We start from the raw sequence: 18,194 nt of genomic DNA on the forward strand, positions 1-18,194 counted from the left end.
CGAGTCTGGGCCGCGGGGCTGACTGTGCACTGACCGATGGCTGACGACTCGCTGACCGGCCGCGACCTCGGCGTTCGCGGGAACCGGACGCGCCGGAGGGCGCCCGGACCGCGGCGACGTGCCCGGTAAGCCATCGGTCAGCGCGCGGTCAGCCATCGGTAAGGCCCCCGGGCAAGACTCGGCCCGGACAGTGCGCCGGACCCGGAATCGCCCGGACAGCGCATCGGACCCGGAAGACGAGGAGCGCACGTGGTGGCACGCCGTGCGGACAGGCCGAAGCCGGGTACCGTCGCACCCTCCGGCTCGCCCGGCGGTGTCCGGTGAACCGGGCCGCGGTCGTGGCCGGCGTCGGCAGCTGCCTGCCGGCCCGGGCCGTGCCCAACGACGAGCTGGCGCGGCGGCTGGACACCTCCGACGCCTGGATACGCTCGCGGACCGGTATCGCGCAGCGCTACGTCGCGGCGCCGGGCACGGCGACGTCGGACCTCGCCGTCGGCGCGGGCGCCGAGGCACTGAAGTGCTCGGGCCTGTCCGCCGTGGACGCCGTGATCGTGGCCACGACCACGCCGGACCGCCCCTGCCCGGCGACCGCTCCGGTCGTGGCCGCCCGTCTGGGCATGACGGGAACGGCCGCCTACGACGTCTCCGCCGTGTGCACGGGCTTCGTGTACGGCCTGGCGACCGGGGCGGGCCTGATCATGGCGGAGGTGGCCGACCGGGTCCTGGTGATCGGCGCGGAGACCTTCTCGACCCTTCTCGACCCGGACGACCGGTCCACCACCGTGATCTTCGGGGACGGGGCCGGAGCCGTGGTCCTGCGCGCCGGCTCCCGCGCGGACGCCGGCGCGCTCGGGCCGTTCGACCTGGGCAGCGACGGGGAGGGCGAGGCACTCATCACCGTGCCCGCGGGCGGCTCGCGGCAGCGCCTGTCCGGACAGCCGCCGCGCGCGGACGAGCAGTACTTCTCCATGTCGGGCAAAGAGGTCTTCCGGCACGCGGTGCGCCGTATGACCGGCTCGGCGAAGGCCGTGCTCGACCGGGCGGGCTGGAGCGCCGGGGACGTCGACCACCTGGTGAGCCACCAGGCCAACTCCCGGATCACCCAGCACGTCGCGGAGGGGCTCGGGCTTCCCGCGCGGCGGTGCTTCAGCAACATCGCCGAGGTGGGGAACACGGCGGCCGCGTCCATCCCCCTCGCGCTGGACCAGGCGCACACCCGTGGCGTGCTCAGACCCGGGCAGCGGGTGCTGCTCACCGCGTTCGGCGGCGGGCTGACCTGGGGGTCGACGGTGCTGACCTGGCCGCGACTGGACCGACCCTGACCGGCCGCATCCGGTCGGTGACCGACCACGACAGAGCAGGAGCTCAGCCATGAGTGCGATGTACGGCAGGCTGGTCGATCTTCTCGTCGGCCGTTTCGAGGTGGACCGCGCCGAGATCGGGCCGGACACCACGTTCGAGGACCTCGACATGGACTCCCTATTCCTGGTGGAACTGCTGCTGGTGATCCAGTCGGAGTTCGGCGTCCAGATCGACGACGACGCCGCCTCGCCCGGCGACACGGTCGCCCAGGTCGCGGAGCTCCTGGAGCGGCACACCACCTCCGCGGCCTCCTCCTCCACGGCCTCCTCATGACCGCACCCGCACGATCCGCCACAGCCACCGCCGCCGCCCCGTAGCAACCAGGCCGAGGGCCGCCGGACACACAGCCGAGGACGACCATGAGCACCCAGCAGTCAATCATCGACCACATCGCCGAGGTCTGGCTCGACGGCGACGCCGACGGGCTCGACGCGCACGTCCCCCTCGCCGAACTCAACATCATCGACTCCGCGGAGATCTTCGACCTCGTGCACTACCTGCAGGACCGCTTCCGCATCACCGTCCCGCTGCGCGAGGTCTCCCCGGCGAACTTCCGGACCGTGGACGCGATCACGTCACTCGTGGAACGGCTCCAGGGCGAAAGGGAGGGTGTCCGATGACGGACTCCGCGGGGGACGGGACGCACCGGAAAGGCGTCCACCGGCAGGTCGTGGACATCGTGGCCTCGCGCACGCTGTACGACGAGTCGTACCTGCTGCCCGACAGCCACTTCGAGGCGGACCTCGGGATCGACTCGGTCATCCTCGAATCCATCCTGACGTCGGTCAACGAGCACTTCGGCCTGCGCCCGCCCCTGGCCGCGGGACCCGCCACGATCCGGGAACTCGTCGACGCCGTCGCGGAGTCGCTGGACGGCGGTGCCGGCCCGGCCGCGCCCCACGCCGGCGGAGTCGCCGGCGAAGGCACGGCGGGCGCGGAAGGCGCCGGAGGAGCCGGGGACGGCGACGCGGTGCTGGAGACGGTCGTCGCCGCGGCGCAGCGGCACACCCAGTACCAGCGCCACCAACTGGCCCTCGACGCGGACTTCGAGAGCGAGCTCGGCATCGACTCCGTCGTGCTGGCCTCGATCGTCGCCGACGCCGTGGCGGAACTCGCCCTCGGCGACGGCGTACGGGACTCGCTCACGGCGACGTCGCTGCGCGGGATGGCCGCCGAACTGCGTGCCGCCCGGGCGGGCGCGAGCCCCGCGCCCGCCGCCGGCGGCGGGTCACCCTCCGGGCCGCGGGCGGGCCGGGGGCCCGGCCCGGAGACGGCGGAGTGGGACGGCCGCTCCATGAAGGACTTCGTGGAGGAGCGCGACCGCGACCTGTTCGCCAAGACCCGCAGCTTCGGGTCGTATCTGCGGCGGCGGGAGGCCGAGCGGCTCTACTGGTACGGGATGCCCCTGCGGTCCCGGTGCGGCAACCGGGCCGTCATCTTCGACGAACTCGCCGGCCGCGAACGCGAGTTCCTCATGTTCGCCTCCAACAACTACCTCGGGCTCGCCAACCATCCCCGGGTGATCGAGGCGGTCTGCGACGCCACCCGCGCCTACGGAGCCACCCACACCGGCTCCCGCTTCATCGGCGGCACCAACGTCCTGCACAAGGAGCTGGAACGCCGGCTCGCGGCCTTCAAGCAGCGTCCGGCCTGCATCGTCTATCCCGGCGGGTACGCCGCGAACCTCGGCGCGATCTCCGCCCTCGTCAAGAGCTACGACACCCTCGTGGTCGACCGGCTCAACCACATGAGCATCGTCGACGGCGCCCGGCTCTCCGGCGGCATCCGCAAGATCTACCAGCACAACGACATGGCGGACCTGGAGCGCATCCTCAAACGCGCCGACGAGGGGTCCGGGGGCCGGCTGATCGTGGCCGACGGCGTGTTCAGCATGCACGGCGACATCTGCGACCTGCCCGAGATCGTCCGTCTGGCCAGGGAGTACGACGCCCGGATCATGATCGACGACGCCCACGCCACCGGCGTCCTGGGCGAGCGGGGCTCCGGCACGACCGAGCACTTCGGCCTCAAGGGCGAGGTCGACCTCGAACTCGGCACGATGAGCAAGGCGCTGGCGGGCATGGGCGGCTTCGTCGTCGGCGAGGAGGAGGTCGTCGAGTACCTCCGCTTCTACTCGAACTCCTACGTGTTCGCCGCCAACATCCCGGCCGGCGTGGCCGCCGGCCTGATCGCGTCGATCGACGTCATCGAGGCCGAGCCCGAGCGGATCACCCGGCTGTGGTCCAACATCCGCCTGCTGCGCGGGCAGCTGGCCGACGCGGGCTTCGACCTGGAGCACACGCAGAGCGCCATCCTGCCCATCGTCATCGGCGACGAGCGCCAGGCCATGGAGATGGGACGCGCGGTGCGCGCCCGCGGCCTGTACTGCCAGACCGTGGTCTTCCCCGGAGTACCGCTGGGCGACGCCCGGCTGCGCGTCAGCGTCACCTCCGAGCACACGCGCGGGGACCTGGAGGAGGCCGCGGGGATCTTCGTCGAGGCGGCCCGCGAGGTCGGTGTGCTGCCCTCGGCGGCCTGAGGCAACGGTGATGGGAGCAGGCATGACGCAGACGACGAGCGAGTCCGACACGGCGCTGATCCGGTTGCCGCGGTCCCTCTCGGCCCGGCAGGCGGCCCGCCCGGCCCTGGTGGGCGAACGGACCGTGACCTACGGCGAGTTGCAGAGGAGCGTCGCCTCCCTCGCCTGCGGCCTGCTCGGCGCCGGGGCCGCGGTCGGCGACCGGGTGGCGATCTGGATGGACAAGCAGCCGCGCTACGCCGAGGCCGTCCTCGGCACCCTGCAGGCGGGATGCGCCTACGTCCCCCTCGACGGCGGCCAGCCGGCGGACCGGGTCCGCACCATCCTCGCCGACTGCGAGCCGGTGGCCCTGTTCACCGACACCCACCACTGGGAGCGGCTGGCGGACCGGGCACTGCCCGCCTCGGTCAGGACGATCGTGGTCTGCCACGGCACGGCACCCGAACCGCGGCCCGCCTGCGCCGCCGCGGACGGCGGCCGGATCGCCCCGCAGACCTGGGAGGGCTTCGCGGCCCGCGCGGCGCGGCACGTCGTGTTCCTGCCCGCGCTGGACCGCGACGACCTCGCGTCGATCCTCTACACCTCGGGATCGACGGGCACGCCCAAGGGCGTCCGCATCACCTACCGGAACCTGGCCAATTTCATCCGGTGGGCGCGGGCCGAGCTGCCGGTGGGCCCGGACGACGTCTTCGCCAACCACGCCTCGTTCAACTTCGACCTGTCCACCTTCGACCTCTTCACCGCGCTGTCGGCCGGCGCCCGGCTCTGGATCGTCGCCGACGACCAGGCGCGCGACGCCGGCGCGCTCGCCGCGGGCATCCGCGAGCACGGCGTCACCGTGTGGTACTCCGTGCCGTCGGTGCTGCACCTGCTGACCACGTCGGGAGCGCTGACCCCGGAGACCGCACGCGGGCTGCGGCACGTCCTGTTCGCCGGCGAGGTCTTCCCGATCCGGCAGCTGCGGGCACTGGCGGCGCTGCTCCCGCCGGCCACACGGCTGTACAACCTGTACGGCCCCACGGAGACCAACGTCTGCACCTACCACCGGGTCCGCCCCGAGGACCTGGCCCGGGAGGAGCCCGTACCGATCGGCCGCCCGGTCCCCGGCGCCCGGGTGTCGGTCGTGGACGAGGACGGGCGGGCGCTCCAGGGCCCGGACGCCGTCGGGGAGCTGGTCGTCGAGGGCGACTGCGTCACGCCCGGGTACTGGCGCAGGGAGTCGGAGCCCGCGGCCGCCGACCACTGGAAGGGCCGCCACGCCACCGGGGACCTCGTCAGCTGCGAACAGGGCGAGCTGGTCTACCGGGGCCGCAGGGACCGCATGGTCAAACTCTCCGGCTACCGGGTCGAACTGGGAGAGATCGAGGCCGCCGTGCTGCGGCACCCGGACATCGCCTCCGCGGCCGTCGTCGTCGACGCCCGGAGCCCCGAACGGCGGATCGCCCTCTACTACACGCCCCGCGACGGCGGACGCGGACCGGCGCTCATCGAGATCAAACGGCACTGTGCGCGCTATCTGCCCCGGTACATGCTCCCGCAGACGGCGACCCGGCTCGACGAGCTCCCGCGCAACGCCAACGGCAAGACGGACTACCGGCGGCTGTGCGAGACGCCCGGCCCGGCCCGGCCGGCGCGGGCCCTGCCCGGAAAGTGACGGAGACGCTCATGAACCAAGGCCCTACTGGCACTCTCCGGCGCGAGGAACCGAGGACCGTCGCCGGGCTCCTGCGGCACCACTGCGAACAGCGTGCGGACGCCCTCGCGTACCGCTTCCTCACCGGCGCCGGCGGCGAAGGCGAGTCCCTCACCTACCGCGAACTCGACGCGCGCGTCAGGGCGGTGGCCGTCGCGCTGGGCCGCGAGGGCCTGGCCGGCAAGCCGGTCCTGCTGCTCCACCCGCCCGGCCTCGACTACATCGCCGCCTTCCTCGGCTGTCTGTACGCGGGAGCCGTGGCCGTACCGGCGTATCCCCCGGACACCCGGCGGTTCGGGCAGAGCATGCCGCGACTGGCCGCCATCGCCCGGGACGCGGGGGCCACGCACGCGGTGACGACCGGGGAGATCTCCCGTTTCGTCGGCGACCGGCACGACGAGCTCGCCAGGCTCGGCCTGGGCGGTCTGCGCTGGCTGGTGACCGACGCACTCGACACCACCGGCGCCGACGACTGGCGTGACCCCGGTCCCCGCGGGGACACGCCCGCCTTCCTGCAGTACACCTCGGGCTCGACGTCGTCCCCCAAGGGCGTCATGGTCGGCGACGACAACCTGCTGCACAACCTCCGCGCGATCCACCGGCGCCTCGGGCACGACGCCGCCTCGGCGATGGTCTCCTGGCTGCCGCCGTACCACGACATGGGCCTCATCGGCGGCATCCTGACCCCGCTCTACGGGGGGTTCCCCGCCCATCTGATGGCGCCCATGTCCTTCGTACGGCAGCCGCTGCTGTGGCTGCGGACGCTGTCGGACACCCGCGCCTCCACCAGCGTCGCACCCAACTTCGGCTTCGAGCACTGCGTGCGCAGGATCACCGACCGGCAGTGCGCGGGCCTGGACCTGAGCCACTGGCGGCTGGCGCTGAACGGCGCCGAGCCGGTGCGCGCGGACACGCTGCGCCGCTTCACCGACCGCTTCGCCTCCCGCGGCTTCCGGCGCAGCGCCCTGCTGCCGTGCTACGGCCTCGCGGAGGGCACGCTGATGGTGACCGGTGTGCGCGCCGACGCGGCGCCCACCGTCGGCACCCTCGATTCCCGGGCCCTCGGGGACGGCACGGTGCGGCCCGTGGCCGCGACCGGTGACGCCCGGGTGACCGAGGTCGTCGGATGCGGCCCGGCCGTCGACGGCGTGCAGGTCGCGATCGTCGACCCGGCCACCCGGCGGCGGATCACCTCGCCGGACCGGATCGGGGAGATCTGGATCTCCGGCGGCAACGTCGCCCACGGCTACTGGCGGCGCGCCGCGGCCACCGCCGAGGCGTTCAGGGCCCGCGTCGAGGGGGAGGACGGCACGCCCCACCTGCGCACCGGCGACCTCGGATTCCTGCGCGAGGGAGAGCTGTACGTCGTCGGGCGCACCAAGGACGTCGTCATCGTGCAGGGCCGCAACCACTACCCGCACGACATCGAGCTCACCGTCGAGCAGACCGACGAGCGCCTGCGCGCGGGCAGCGGAGCGGTGTTCTCGGTGGAGGTGGACGGCGCCGAGGAGATGGTCGTCGCCTACGAGGTCGAGGGCCGGCGCGTCGAGGACGCCCCCGCCCTGCTGGCGCGGCTGCGCACCGCCATCGCCGAGGCGCACGACGTCACGCCGCACGCCGTGGTCCTGCTCAAGCGCTCGACCGTGCACAAGACGACCAGCGGGAAGATCCAGCGCCAGGCGTGCAAACGGGACTTCGTCGACCTGCGGCTGACGGCGGTCGCGGCCAGCGTCACCCGGGACGCGCAGCCCCCGGCTCCCGGCGGGGCACTCGCCGGCCTTCCCGCCGACCGGCGCGGGCGGCAGGTGATCGACGCGGTCACCGAGGTACTGACCGGAGCCGCCCCGGCGGACGACGCGCCGGACATCACCGACTGGACCTTCGCCGAACTGGACCTCGACCACCCGGCACTGCTGAGCGCCGTACGGGAGCTGGAGCGGCGGCTGGGCACCGCCATCCCGTTCGGCGAACTCCTCGTGCGCCCCCGGGTCGACACGCTGATCGCGCTGTTCCTCGGCGAGCGGCCCGGCGGCGGTACGCCGCCGCCCGCCCCCGCGCCCTCCGAGGCCGCACAGCCGGCCGGGCCCGGCCGGCCGGAGGACGTCGAGGGCTGGCTGGTACGGAGGATCGCCGCCCGCCTGGGACTGCCGGAGGAGGCGATCGACGCGACCAGGCCACTGGCCTCCCTGGGGCTGGACTCGAAGCAGGCGGTGGAGATCGTCCACGAACTGGGTTCGCTGACGGGCCGTGAGGTCACCACCGGCGCGGTCTTCGACCACCCGACGGTGCGTGCCGTCGCCCGTCACCTCGCCGCCCCCACCACCGCGGCGGCCGGCGCCCCGCACCGCGCGGAGGCCCTGCCCGCCGGCGCCCCCCTCGAAGCCCGGGAACCGGCCGCGCGCCGGGCCGCGGAGCCGGGCGCCGCCGAGCCGGTCGCGATCGTCGGCATCGGCTGCCGCTTCCCCGGCGCGCCCGACGCGGACAGCTTCTGGCGGCTGCTGATGGACGGCCGCGACGCGATCACCGAGGTGCCGGGCAGCCGCTGGGACGCCGACCGGGTCGACGCGCCCGCCCACGGCGGTTTCCTCGACGCGGTGGACGAGTTCGACGCCCGCTTCTTCGGCATGTCGGCACGGGAGGCCGCCCGCACCGACCCGCAGCAGCGGCTGCTGCTCGAAGTCGCCTGGGAGTCCCTGGAGGACGCCGGGCTCGACCCGGGCCGGCTGGCGGGCAGCGCCACCGGGGTCTTCGTCGGCATCAGCAGCCACGACTACTCCGAACTGCAGATGAGCCGGCCGGCCGCGATCGACGTCCACGCGGCCACGGGCAACGCGCACTCCATCGCGGCCAACAGGCTCTCGTACACCCTCGATCTGCACGGCCCGAGCCTCGCCGTCGACACGGCGTGCTCCTCCTCCCTGCTGGCGGTCCACCTCGCCTGTGAGAGCCTGCGCCGCGGGGAGTGCTCGGCGGCCCTCGCGGGCGGGGTGAACCTGATGGTGACACCCGGCCTCTCCGTGGCGTTCGCCGCGGGCAACATGCTCTCCGCGGACGGCCGCTGCCGCTCCTTCGACGACTCCGCGAGCGGCTATGTGCGCGGTGAGGGCGCGGGACTGGTGCTGCTCAAGCCGCTCTCCGCCGCCCTGGCCGACGGCGACCGGATCCACGCCGTGATCCGGGGCTCGGCGACCGGGCACGGCGGGCGGAGCAACGGCCTGACGGCGCCGCGGACCTCGGCGCAGCGCGCCGTCTGCGAGCGGGCCCTGGACCAGGCCGGCCTGCCGCCCGCGGCGATCCACTACGTCGAGGCCCACGGCACCGGAACCCCGCTCGGCGACCCCGTCGAGTGGGAGGCCCTGGCCGCCGTCTACGGCCGTGACCGCGCCGGGGGCGGGCCCTGCCTCGTCGGCTCCGTCAAGACCAACATCGGTCACCTGGAGGCCGCCGCGGGCATCGCCGGCCTGATCAAGGCGGCGCTCGTCGTGGGCCGCCGCCGGGTGCCGCCGACCCTGCACCTGCGCACCCCCAACCGCCATCTGCTGCCGGGCGCCGCGCTGGAGGTGCCGACGCGGCCGGTGCGCCTTGCGGAGGGGACCCCGGCGCGGGCCGCCGTCAGCTCCTTCGGGTTCGGCGGCGCCAACGCCCATCTGGTCCTCGAAGCGGCCCCCGGGACCACCCCGGGCGAGTCGGCCGCGCCGAAGCGCCCGGTGCACGCCCTGTGCCTCTCGGGGCACACGCCGACGGCCCTGACCGAACTGGCCCGGCGGTGGCGCACCCACCTGGCCGCCCATCCGGACGCCGACGTCGCGGACCTGTGCCGCACGGCGAACACGGGCCGCCCCCGGCTCGGCCACCGCGCGGTCGTCACCGGCGGCTCCGCCGAGGCGCTGGACGCCGCGCTCGACGCCCTGGTACGCGGCGAGGCGTCGACGGCCGTGGTCCGCGACCGGGCCCGTACCGGCCCGGCACCGAAGGTGGCCTTCCTCTTCAGCGGCCAGGGCACCCAGTACACCGGCATGGGCAAGGGGCTGTACGAGACCCACAGCGGCTTCGCCCGCACCCTCGACCGGGCGGACGAGGTGCTGCGGCCGCTCATCGGGCTGCCGCTGCCGGACCTGCTCTTCACCGAGGCGGGCGGCGACCGGCTGCGCGGCACCCGCCACTGCCAGCCCGCGCTGGTGGCGCTCGAGGTGGCCCTCGCCGAGGTGTGGATGTCGCTGGGGGTGCGGCCGGCCGCGCTGCTCGGCCACAGCATCGGGGCGTACGGCGCCGCGTGCGTGGCCGGAGTGATGTCGCTGCAGGACGCGCTGACGCTGGCGGCGCTGCGCGGGCGGCACATGGACCAGCAGCCCGGCGACGGCGCGATGGCCGCCTGCGCCGGAGCCGCGGACGTGATCCGCTCGGTCGCCGGCGGCTTCCCCTCCGTCTCGGTGGCGGCCGTCAACGCGCCCGGCCACCTGGTCCTCTCCGGTGCCCGGGAGGAGATCGAACAGGCCCGTCACCTGCTCCAGGAGCGGTCCGTCGCGGTGCGCCCGCTGGCCGTCTCGCACGCCTTCCACTCCTCGCTGATGGCCGGTGCGGCGGGGCCGCTGCGGGAGGCGGCCCGTGCCGTGCGGTTCGCCGAGCCGGCCATCCCGTGGATCTCTGACGCCACCGGCGAGCAGGTCACCGGGCGCATCGGCGCCGACGATCTGGTGGAGCACATGCTCGGCACGGTCCGCTTCGCCGACGGATTCGGCACGCTGCGCCGGCTGGGCTGCGACGCCTTCGTCGAGATCGGCCCGCACCCCACCCTGCTCAACCTGGCCCGCACGACGACGCCCCCGGACGACGAGCACCCGGCGCTGTGGCTTCCCTCGCTGCGCAGGGGCGGTCCGGCGGGCAGCGGCGACTGGGGGACCCTCCTGCAGTCGCTCGGCCGCCTGCACTGCGCCGGCGGCGAGGTGGACTGGGCGGCGCTCGACGAGGGACACCGGCGAGCCCGTGTGCCCGTACCGCACACGGTCCTCGAGAGGCAGTCGTACTGGTTCACGTCGCCCCCGCAGGAGGCCCCGGCCGTGACACAGCATCCCGCACCCGACATGGCAGCCCGGCACGAGCACGACGAGGCCGCCGGGCAGCCCGTTCCGCATCCCGTCGCCCGGGACGGCCACGAGGCCGCGGCCGGGCCCGCCGGCGGCCGGGACGCGCGCCGGGTGGTCCTCGAACAGGTCTCGGCCGTGTGCTCCTTCCCCGTCGACCAGATCCCCCTCGACGCGCGCCTGGGCAGGGACCTCGGCTTCGACTCCCTCATGCGCACCGAACTGCAGCGGGCGCTCGAACGGCACTACCCCGGATGCCTCCGGACCTACCGGGACGACCTCCCCGAGGACCCCAGCGTCCGGGAACTGGCCGGCCTGCTCGGCGCGGAGACGGCCGCCCCGGCCGCGAGCGCCGCGCCCCCGCCCGAACGCCTCCCCGACGCCGCGACCGCGCCGGCCCCGGCGGCCGTACCGGCCCCGGCGGTCCGGCAGGAGCGGGAGTTCGAGGAGTGGGCCGAGTACGCGGAGCTGCAGGGCAGGCTGCGCCAGGCCGGGTCGAGCGGTGCCAACCCGTACGGCCGCGTCCACGAGGGGCACAACGCCGGCCGTGCCACCGTCGACGGCCGCAGCGTGCTGAACTTCGCCTCCTTCAACTACCTGGCGCTCTCCCACCACCCGCGCGTGCGCAAGGCGGCGCAGGACGCCATCGACCGCTACGGCACGTCCAGTTCGGCCACGCCCCTGCTGTTCGGCGAGACGCCGCTGCACCACGAACTGGACGCCGAGATCGCCTCCTTCCTCGGCACCGAGGCCGCGATCGTCTTCGCCGGGGGCCACGCCACCAACGTGGCCACGATCGGCCACCTCCTCGGCCCCGAGGACCTGGTCCTGCACGACGAGTGGATCCACGACAGCGCCGTCCGCGGCTGCATCCTGTCCGGGGCGCGGCGCAGGCCGTTCCCGCACAACGACTGGCGGGCCCTGGACCGGATGCTGGGGTCGCTGCGGGCGGGCCACCGCCGGGCGCTGGTGCTCATCGAGGGCGCCTACAGCCAGGACGGCGACCTCCCCGACCTGCTGCGGTTCATCGAGGTCAAGAAGCGCCACGGCGCGATGCTGATGATCGACGAGGCCCACTCCATCGGCGTGCTGGGCCGTACCGGCCGGGGCATCGGCGAGTACTTCGGCGTCGACCGCCGCGACGTCGACCTGTGGATGGGCACGCTGAGCAAGGCCCTCGGCAGCCTCGGCGGCTACATCGCGGCCCGCGAACCGCTCATCGAGTACCTGAGGTTCACCGCTCCCCTGCACATCTTCAGCACGGGGATCTCCCCGGCCAACACCGCCGCGGCCCTGGAGGCGATCCGGGTCGTCAGGGACGACCCGCGGCGGGTGGCCCGGGTACGGCACCTGGCCGAGTACTTCCGCGACGAGGCCCGGGCCCGCGGTCTCGACATCGGCGTGTCCCGGGCGTCCGCGGTGATCCCGGTCGTCATCGGCGACTGGGAGAAGACCATGGCGCTGTCGAACACGCTGCTCGAGCGCGGCGTGAACGTGATGCCCATCGGCTACCCGGCCGTCGCCCGCGACGAGTGCCGCCTGCGCTTCTTCATCAACGCCGACCACAGCGAAGAAGACCTGCTCCATTCCCTCGACCTCCTGGGGCGTGCCATGGCAGACCACCCGACCGCGAACCCGGCCACCGCCTCCGGGGCGGCGGACGAGACCGCACCCGGCGAGAACCCGTCAGAAACCGTGCCGGACGCCGCCGCGCGCCCCGTACCGGGCCCCGTCCCCGACTCGGGCCCCGACGTGCTGGTCGCGGGCGCGAGCGGCTTCATCGGCGGGCACCTGACCCGGCGGCTGGCCGAACACGGCCACCGCGTACGGGTACTGGTCCGGGACGGCAGCGACCGCTCCGCCTTCGACGGCGCCGACGTGGAGATCGCCACCGGCGACCTCGGCGACCCCGACAGCCTGCGCCGCGCCACGGCGGGCGTACGGCACGTCTACAACTGCACCGGCATGTCGGCCGACTGGGGCCCCTGGGAGCAGTTCCGGAGCGTCAACGTCGACGGCAGCCGCCGGCTCGTCGAGGCCGCGCACCACGCGGGCACCGTCGAACGCTTCCTGCACGTCAGCACCACCGACGTCTACGGCTATCCGGTCACGCCCTGCGACGAGTCCGCCGAACTGCGGGACATCGGGCTCCCCTACAACCGCAGCAAGGTGCTCGGCGAGCGCGCCGTCCGGGAGGCGGCCGAGCGAGCCGGACTGCCCCTCACCGTCGTCCGGCCGGTCTCGGTCTACGGCCCGCGCAGCAAGGACTTCGTGATCGAGATCGCGACGCTCCTGCTGAGCAGGCAGATGGTCTACATCCGCCGGGGCGACGTACCGGCCGGACTCGTCTACGTCGGCAACCTCGTCGACGGCATGATCGCCGCCTGCACCTCCGGGACCGCGGCCGGCCGGGCGTACAACCTGCGCGACCGCGACCTGACGACCTGGCGCGAGTACGTGGAGGCACTGGCGCACGGCCTGGGCGTCAGGCCGCCCGCCTTCAGCCTGCCGACGCCGCTGGCCCGCGGTGTGGCCACGGCGTCCGAGAAGCTCTACGGCGCCCTGGGGCTCAAGTCCCGCCCGGTGCTCACCCGGCACGCCGTCCACCTCTTCGACCGCGACCAGTCCTACGCCATCGACCGGGCCCGCGACGACTTCGGCTTCAAGAGCGAGGTCGGCTTCCAGGAAGGCATGGACCTCACCCTGGCCTGGCTCAACTCGCCCGAGGGCCGCCGGCACGTGCCGCGCTGAGACCGGCCGCGACGACCCGCCCCCGTAGACCGACGCACAGCGACGACCGAGGACTGTGAGGATCCACGTGCCCATCACCGAGCGGCCGCCGGGGCCCGGCCCCGCCCCGCGGCCACCCGCCGCCGGCTGGTTCCCGGGCCTCACGCCCGGCAGCGGAGCCGGCACCCCGCCCCTCAGGCTGATCTGCTTCCCGTACGCGGGCGGCACCCCTTCCGTCTACCGGGGCTGGGACGACCGGCTGGGCTCCGGCGTGGCCGTCGTCCCCGTCCTGCTGCCCGGGCGCGGACTGCGGCTGCGGGAGCACCCCTACACCGCGATGCGGCCACTGGCCCGCGACCTCGCGGACGCCCTCCTCGAGCGTGAACTCGTGGGCGACTACGCCCTGTTCGGCCACAGCATGGGCGCGCTGCTCGCCTACGAGGTCGCCTGCGAACTGCGCCGGCGGGGACACCGCGAACCCCGGCACCTGTTCGTCTCCGGCAGCCGGGCACCCCACCTCTACGGCGACCGCGAGGACCGGACGCTCTCCGACGCGGACCTGCGGCGGCTGGTCGGGGCCCTCGGCGGCCTCGGGGAGGACCGGGCCATCGGCAGCTCCTACCTGGAGCGGCGGCTGCCCGTGCTGCGCGCCGACCTGACCGTCTGCGAGGAGTACCGCTGGCGGCCGCGGCCCCCGCTGGGCTGTCCCATGACCGCGTTCTCGGCCACCCGCGACCCGATCGCACCGCGCCCCGCCGTCGAGGCGTGGCGGACCTACACCCGCGGTTCCCTCCTGCACCACCACCTGGAGGGTGACCACTTCTTCCTGAACGGCCCCTCGCGGCTGTCACTCCTGCGCGGGATACGGAGCGAACTCGCCCGGCTCACCGACGAGCCGGCCGCACCCGCCCCGGACGCGCCCGACCGACTCCCCACTGCGAAGAGGGAACCCTCATGGATCTGCTGAGCCTGGCCAGGACCGTCAAGCACCGGGTGGAGGAACCGCTCACGGACGTGCTGAGCGTGGCGAGGATCGCCGCCGACCCGCGCAACCCGCTGCTGCTGGCGCTGTCGACCGTGCTGGTCAACCCGCTGTACCGGGCGGCGTTCCTGGCCTCCGCGGCGAGCTCGGGTGTCCTGCGGTGCCTGGCCGTGCGCCCGTGCGACCTGGAGAGCCTCGCCGAGTACCTGGAGATCCCCCAGGACGAGCGCCCGCAGCTGCGGGCCTGGCTGGAGACGGGCGTCCGCCTCGGCGAACTGGGCAGGCGCGAGGGCTGCTACCGGCTCAAGAGCCCGACGGCCCGGCTGCTGGCCCAGCCCGGGAACGACGCCGTCGCCGCCGCCCTCGAGGAGATCCTGCGCTTCCACGTGCCGGTGCTGCTCGACGCGCCCCGCATGCTCAGCGCCGGCCGCCGCTTCTCCCTGGGCGACCAGGACGGCACCGTCATCGCGCGGTCGTCCCTGGCGCTGCGCGGTCTGGTCCAGGCGGCCATCGACCGCACGCTCGAGCGCGAGGGCCCGGTCCGGCTGCTGGAGATCGGCTGCGGGACGGGCGCCTATGTGCGCTACGCCGCCGAGGCGAACCCACGGCTGACCGCCGTGGCCGTCGACCTGCAGGAGGAGGTCGCCGCGCGCGCCGCCGGCAACATGGCCGAGTGGGGCCTCACCGAGCGTGTGGAGACCCGTCAGGGCGATCTGCGCACCCTGGACCTGCAGCCCCAGTTCGACCTGGTCACCCTGCACAACAACATCTACTACTTCCCCGAGGCCGAACGCGTCGAGGCGCTCCGGCGGGCCCGGTCCTTCCTCGCCCCCGGCGGCCGGCTGCTGCTCACCACCTCGTGCCAGGGCGGCGGCAACGCCGGTCTCGACGTGCTCAACCTCTGGTTCTCGTACGCCGACTTCGGCGGCCCGCTGCCCCGGGCGGAGGAACTGGTCGCGCAGCTGGAGAAGGCGGGCTTCGCCGACGTGCGGGCCACACGGATCGTCCCCGGCCAGCCGTTCCGCGCGTTCGTCGGCACCAACTCTCCCGCCCAGAGCGCCTGACAGGCCAGGAGGCTCATCATGGAAACCCCGACCGACAGCGTCACGGCCACCGCGGCGCTCCCGAAGGCACCGCACGCGGACCTCGTGATCGCGCTCGGCCCCGAACCCCTCGCGGTGGAGACCGCCGGCGGCAAGGCCGCCCGGCTGGGCGAGATGACGGCGGCCGGCCTCCCGGTGCCGCCCGCCTTCTGCCTGAGCACGGGCCTGTTCGACCTGTTCCTGCGCGAGACCGGCCTGGCGGCGGAGATCCGCGCCGCCGAGGCCCGGGGCGCCGCCGGCGCGGCGATCCGCGAACTGATCGTCTCCCGGGAGATCCCCGGCCCCATCGCCCGGACCGTCCTCGCCGCCTACGCGGACCTGGGCCGGCCACGGGTCGCGGTCCGGTCGTCCGCCTGCCGCGAGGACTCCGCCGACCAGTCCTTCGCCGGACAGCACGACACCGTCCTGGACGTCTCGGGCGAGGCGGCGCTGCTGGACGCGGTCCGGACCTGCTGGGCCTCGCTCTGGTCCGACCGGGCCGCGGCCTACCGGGACGGCGGCACGGCGGGCTCGATCGCCGTGGTCGTGCAGGAGATGGTCCACGCCGACGTCAGCGGCGTCCTGTTCACCGTCGATCCGGTCGGCGGCAGGCCCAACCGGCTGGTGGTGGAGGCCTGTTGCGGGCTCGGCGAGGGCCTGGTGTCGGGGCGCGTCTCCAGCGACTTCTTCGCCGTGGACGACCGCACCCTGGAGGTGGTCGAGGAGCGCGTGCGCTACAAGGTGACCAAGTGCGCCTCCGTGACACCCGGCACCATCGGCATGACGAAGGTCGACGCCGCCGACCGCAGCGCCCCCTGCCTGACCCGCGACCAGCTCACCGCGCTCGCCCGGCTGGCCCTCGACGTCCGGGCCCACTACGGCACCGAGCAGGACATCGAGTGGGCCATGCGGGAGGGCACGCTGTACCTGCTGCAGACCAGGCCGATCACCACCCGCCCCCGTGAGCACACGGCGGGGGAGAAGCACAGCCCCTACGTCGCGCCGCAGTCCGAGGCGGTGCGGGAGGGCACGCTGTGGTCGCGGATGGACATCGGCGAGATCTTCGTCGGGCTGATGTCACCCCTGGGCCTGAGCTTCGCCCGCTACTACCAGCAGCACGTGCACCGTGACTGCGCGGCGGCCCTCGGCGTCCGCGACACCGGCGACGTGGACCTGCACATGGGCTACCTCCAGGGCCACGTCTACCTGAACATCTCCTACACCGCCCACCTGCTCGGCCAGTGCCTGCCCACCCGCGACCAGCGCCACTTCACCAGCCGCTTCGTCAGCGAGGAGGCCGACCTCAGCACCTACGACAACCCCTTCGGCACCTTCCCCGGCGGCATCGAGGACCTGCTGTCCACCCTGCACTGGGTGCGGTTCACGGGGACCGAGATGCTGACGATGAAGCACCGGGCCGAGGAGATGGTCGCCACCCGGCTCTACGAGTTCGACCGCGCGCGGCGGCTGGACCTCACCCGGATGAGCCGCCGCGAGCTCCACGCCGAACTCGGGCGCTACCTCGACTTCTTCCACGACGCGCACGTCGGCTACATGCCGTACTACATCAACGCGTTCGGCTTCTACGGAGTCCTCACGGAGCTGTGCGGCAAGTGGCTCGGGGACGCCGGCGACAATCTGCAGAACCGCCTCAAGACCGACATGTCGAGCCTGCGGACCGTGGCCTCCGCGCAGGACATCTGGAAGATCGCCCAGGCCGCCAAGGCCCGGCCGGGGGTCATGGCGATCATCGACGGGGCGCCGCTGGAACAGATCGCGCGGCGGCTGCGCGAGGACGACGAGGGCCGCGCCTTCTGGGACACCGAGATGGAACCGTTCATGCGGGCCAACGGGACCCGCGGCCGGCAGGAGATGGAGCTCACCCACCCGCGCTGGATCGACGACCCGTCGTACATCTTCCAGATGATCCGCCGCTACGCCGCCGACGGTTTCTCCGTCGACGACATCATGGGACGCAGCCGGGCCCGGGCGGAGGGCGACGCCCGCGCGGCGCTGGAGAAGCTGCCGCTGCCCCGGCGCAGGACGCTCGAGACGGTCATCGGCCTGTACACCCTGTGCAGCGAGCTGCGCGAGACCACGCGCATGTCGATGATCACGTCGATCTGGCTGGTCCGGAACGTGGTCTACGAGGTCGGCCGCCGGCTCGTGGCCGAGGGCGTCCTGCACTCCACGGACGAGGTCGCCCACCTCGACTTCGAGGACGTGCGCGCCTACCTGGCCGGCGGGCGCGGCGCACGCGAGGTGTTCTCCCGCGCGAAGCTGGACGAGCGCCGGCGCGTCCACGACTACCACAACCGGCTGCCCGAGCCGCCCCTGACGTTCGTCGGCGAGCACGACCCGACCCGGTCGGTGCGGCCGGCGGCGGGCGGGACGCGCCTGGAGGGGCTGGGCTCCAGCCCGGGCCGGATCGTCGGCCGGGCCCGCATCGTGGAGGACCTGGTCTGGCAGGCCGACGAGTTCCAGCCGGGGGAGATCCTGGTGACCCGCTACACCGACGCCTCCTGGACCCCCCTCTTCGCGATCGCCGGCGGCGTGGTCACCGACATCGGCTCGATGCTCTCCCACAGCTCGATCGTGTCCCGCGAGTTCAACGTGCCGTCGGTGGTCAACACCAAGTACGCCACGCAGCGCATCAACACGGGCGACCTGGTCACGGTCGACGGCGACACCGGAGTCGTCGAGGTCGTCGAGGGCTGAGCAGCCC

At 73.8% G+C, this 18,194-nt stretch carries 9 protein-coding genes; all 9 read left to right on the forward strand.

From position 1 onward, the window contains the following. Positions 1 to 320: 320 nt before the first annotated feature. The 9 genes from ACJ9NR_RS30905 to redH all read left to right on the forward strand — a co-directional run bounded on the left by ACJ9NR_RS30905 (position 321) and on the right by redH (position 18,187). Positions 321 to 1,322 carry a beta-ketoacyl-ACP synthase III gene (locus ACJ9NR_RS30905; RefSeq protein WP_412491437.1) on the forward strand — a complete coding sequence of 334 codons (1,002 nt, stop codon included), beginning with the start codon at positions 321 to 323 and terminating at the stop codon, positions 1,320 to 1,322. A 49-nt stretch (positions 1,323 to 1,371) separates the two neighbouring features. After that, on the forward strand, positions 1,372 to 1,635 hold the full coding sequence (locus ACJ9NR_RS30910) for an acyl carrier protein (RefSeq protein ID WP_412491436.1): 264 nt from the start codon (positions 1,372 to 1,374) through the stop codon (positions 1,633 to 1,635). 86 nt (positions 1,636 to 1,721) lie between these two features. Beyond that, positions 1,722 to 1,982, forward strand: a complete 261-nt coding sequence (locus ACJ9NR_RS30915; RefSeq protein ID WP_412491435.1) for an acyl carrier protein — start codon at positions 1,722 to 1,724, stop codon at positions 1,980 to 1,982. Beyond that, positions 1,979 to 3,901: an aminotransferase class I/II-fold pyridoxal phosphate-dependent enzyme gene (locus ACJ9NR_RS30920; RefSeq protein ID WP_412491434.1), complete on the forward strand. Its 1,923-nt coding sequence runs from the start codon at positions 1,979 to 1,981 to the stop codon at positions 3,899 to 3,901. Before ACJ9NR_RS30915 ends, ACJ9NR_RS30920 begins: the two co-directional genes overlap by 4 nt. Before the next feature lie 22 nt (positions 3,902 to 3,923). Beyond that, positions 3,924 to 5,555: a D-alanine--poly(phosphoribitol) ligase gene (locus ACJ9NR_RS30925; RefSeq protein WP_412491433.1), complete on the forward strand. Its 1,632-nt coding sequence runs from the start codon at positions 3,924 to 3,926 to the stop codon at positions 5,553 to 5,555. A gap of 11 nt (positions 5,556 to 5,566) precedes the next feature. Next, positions 5,567 to 13,426, forward strand: a complete 7,860-nt coding sequence (locus tag ACJ9NR_RS30930) for an aminotransferase class I/II-fold pyridoxal phosphate-dependent enzyme (RefSeq protein WP_412491432.1) — start codon at positions 5,567 to 5,569, stop codon at positions 13,424 to 13,426. 67 nt (positions 13,427 to 13,493) lie between these two features. Further along, on the forward strand, positions 13,494 to 14,372 hold the full coding sequence (locus ACJ9NR_RS30935) for a thioesterase II family protein (RefSeq protein WP_412491431.1): 879 nt from the start codon (positions 13,494 to 13,496) through the stop codon (positions 14,370 to 14,372). Then, entirely contained in the window at positions 14,360 to 15,451 is a 1,092-nt protein-coding gene (locus tag ACJ9NR_RS30940; protein ID WP_412491430.1) for an SAM-dependent methyltransferase, read from the forward strand. Before ACJ9NR_RS30935 ends, ACJ9NR_RS30940 begins: the two co-directional genes overlap by 13 nt. Positions 15,452 to 15,469: 18 nt before the next feature. Beyond that, positions 15,470 to 18,187, forward strand: coding sequence for an undecylprodigiosin ligase RedH (redH, locus tag ACJ9NR_RS30945; protein WP_412491429.1), 2,718 nt, complete (start codon positions 15,470 to 15,472; stop codon positions 18,185 to 18,187). Positions 18,188 to 18,194: the final 7 nt, after the last annotated feature.

The organism is Streptomyces sediminimaris, from assembly GCF_047049295.1.
Lineage (GTDB): Bacteria > Actinomycetota > Actinomycetes > Streptomycetales > Streptomycetaceae > Streptomyces > Streptomyces sediminimaris.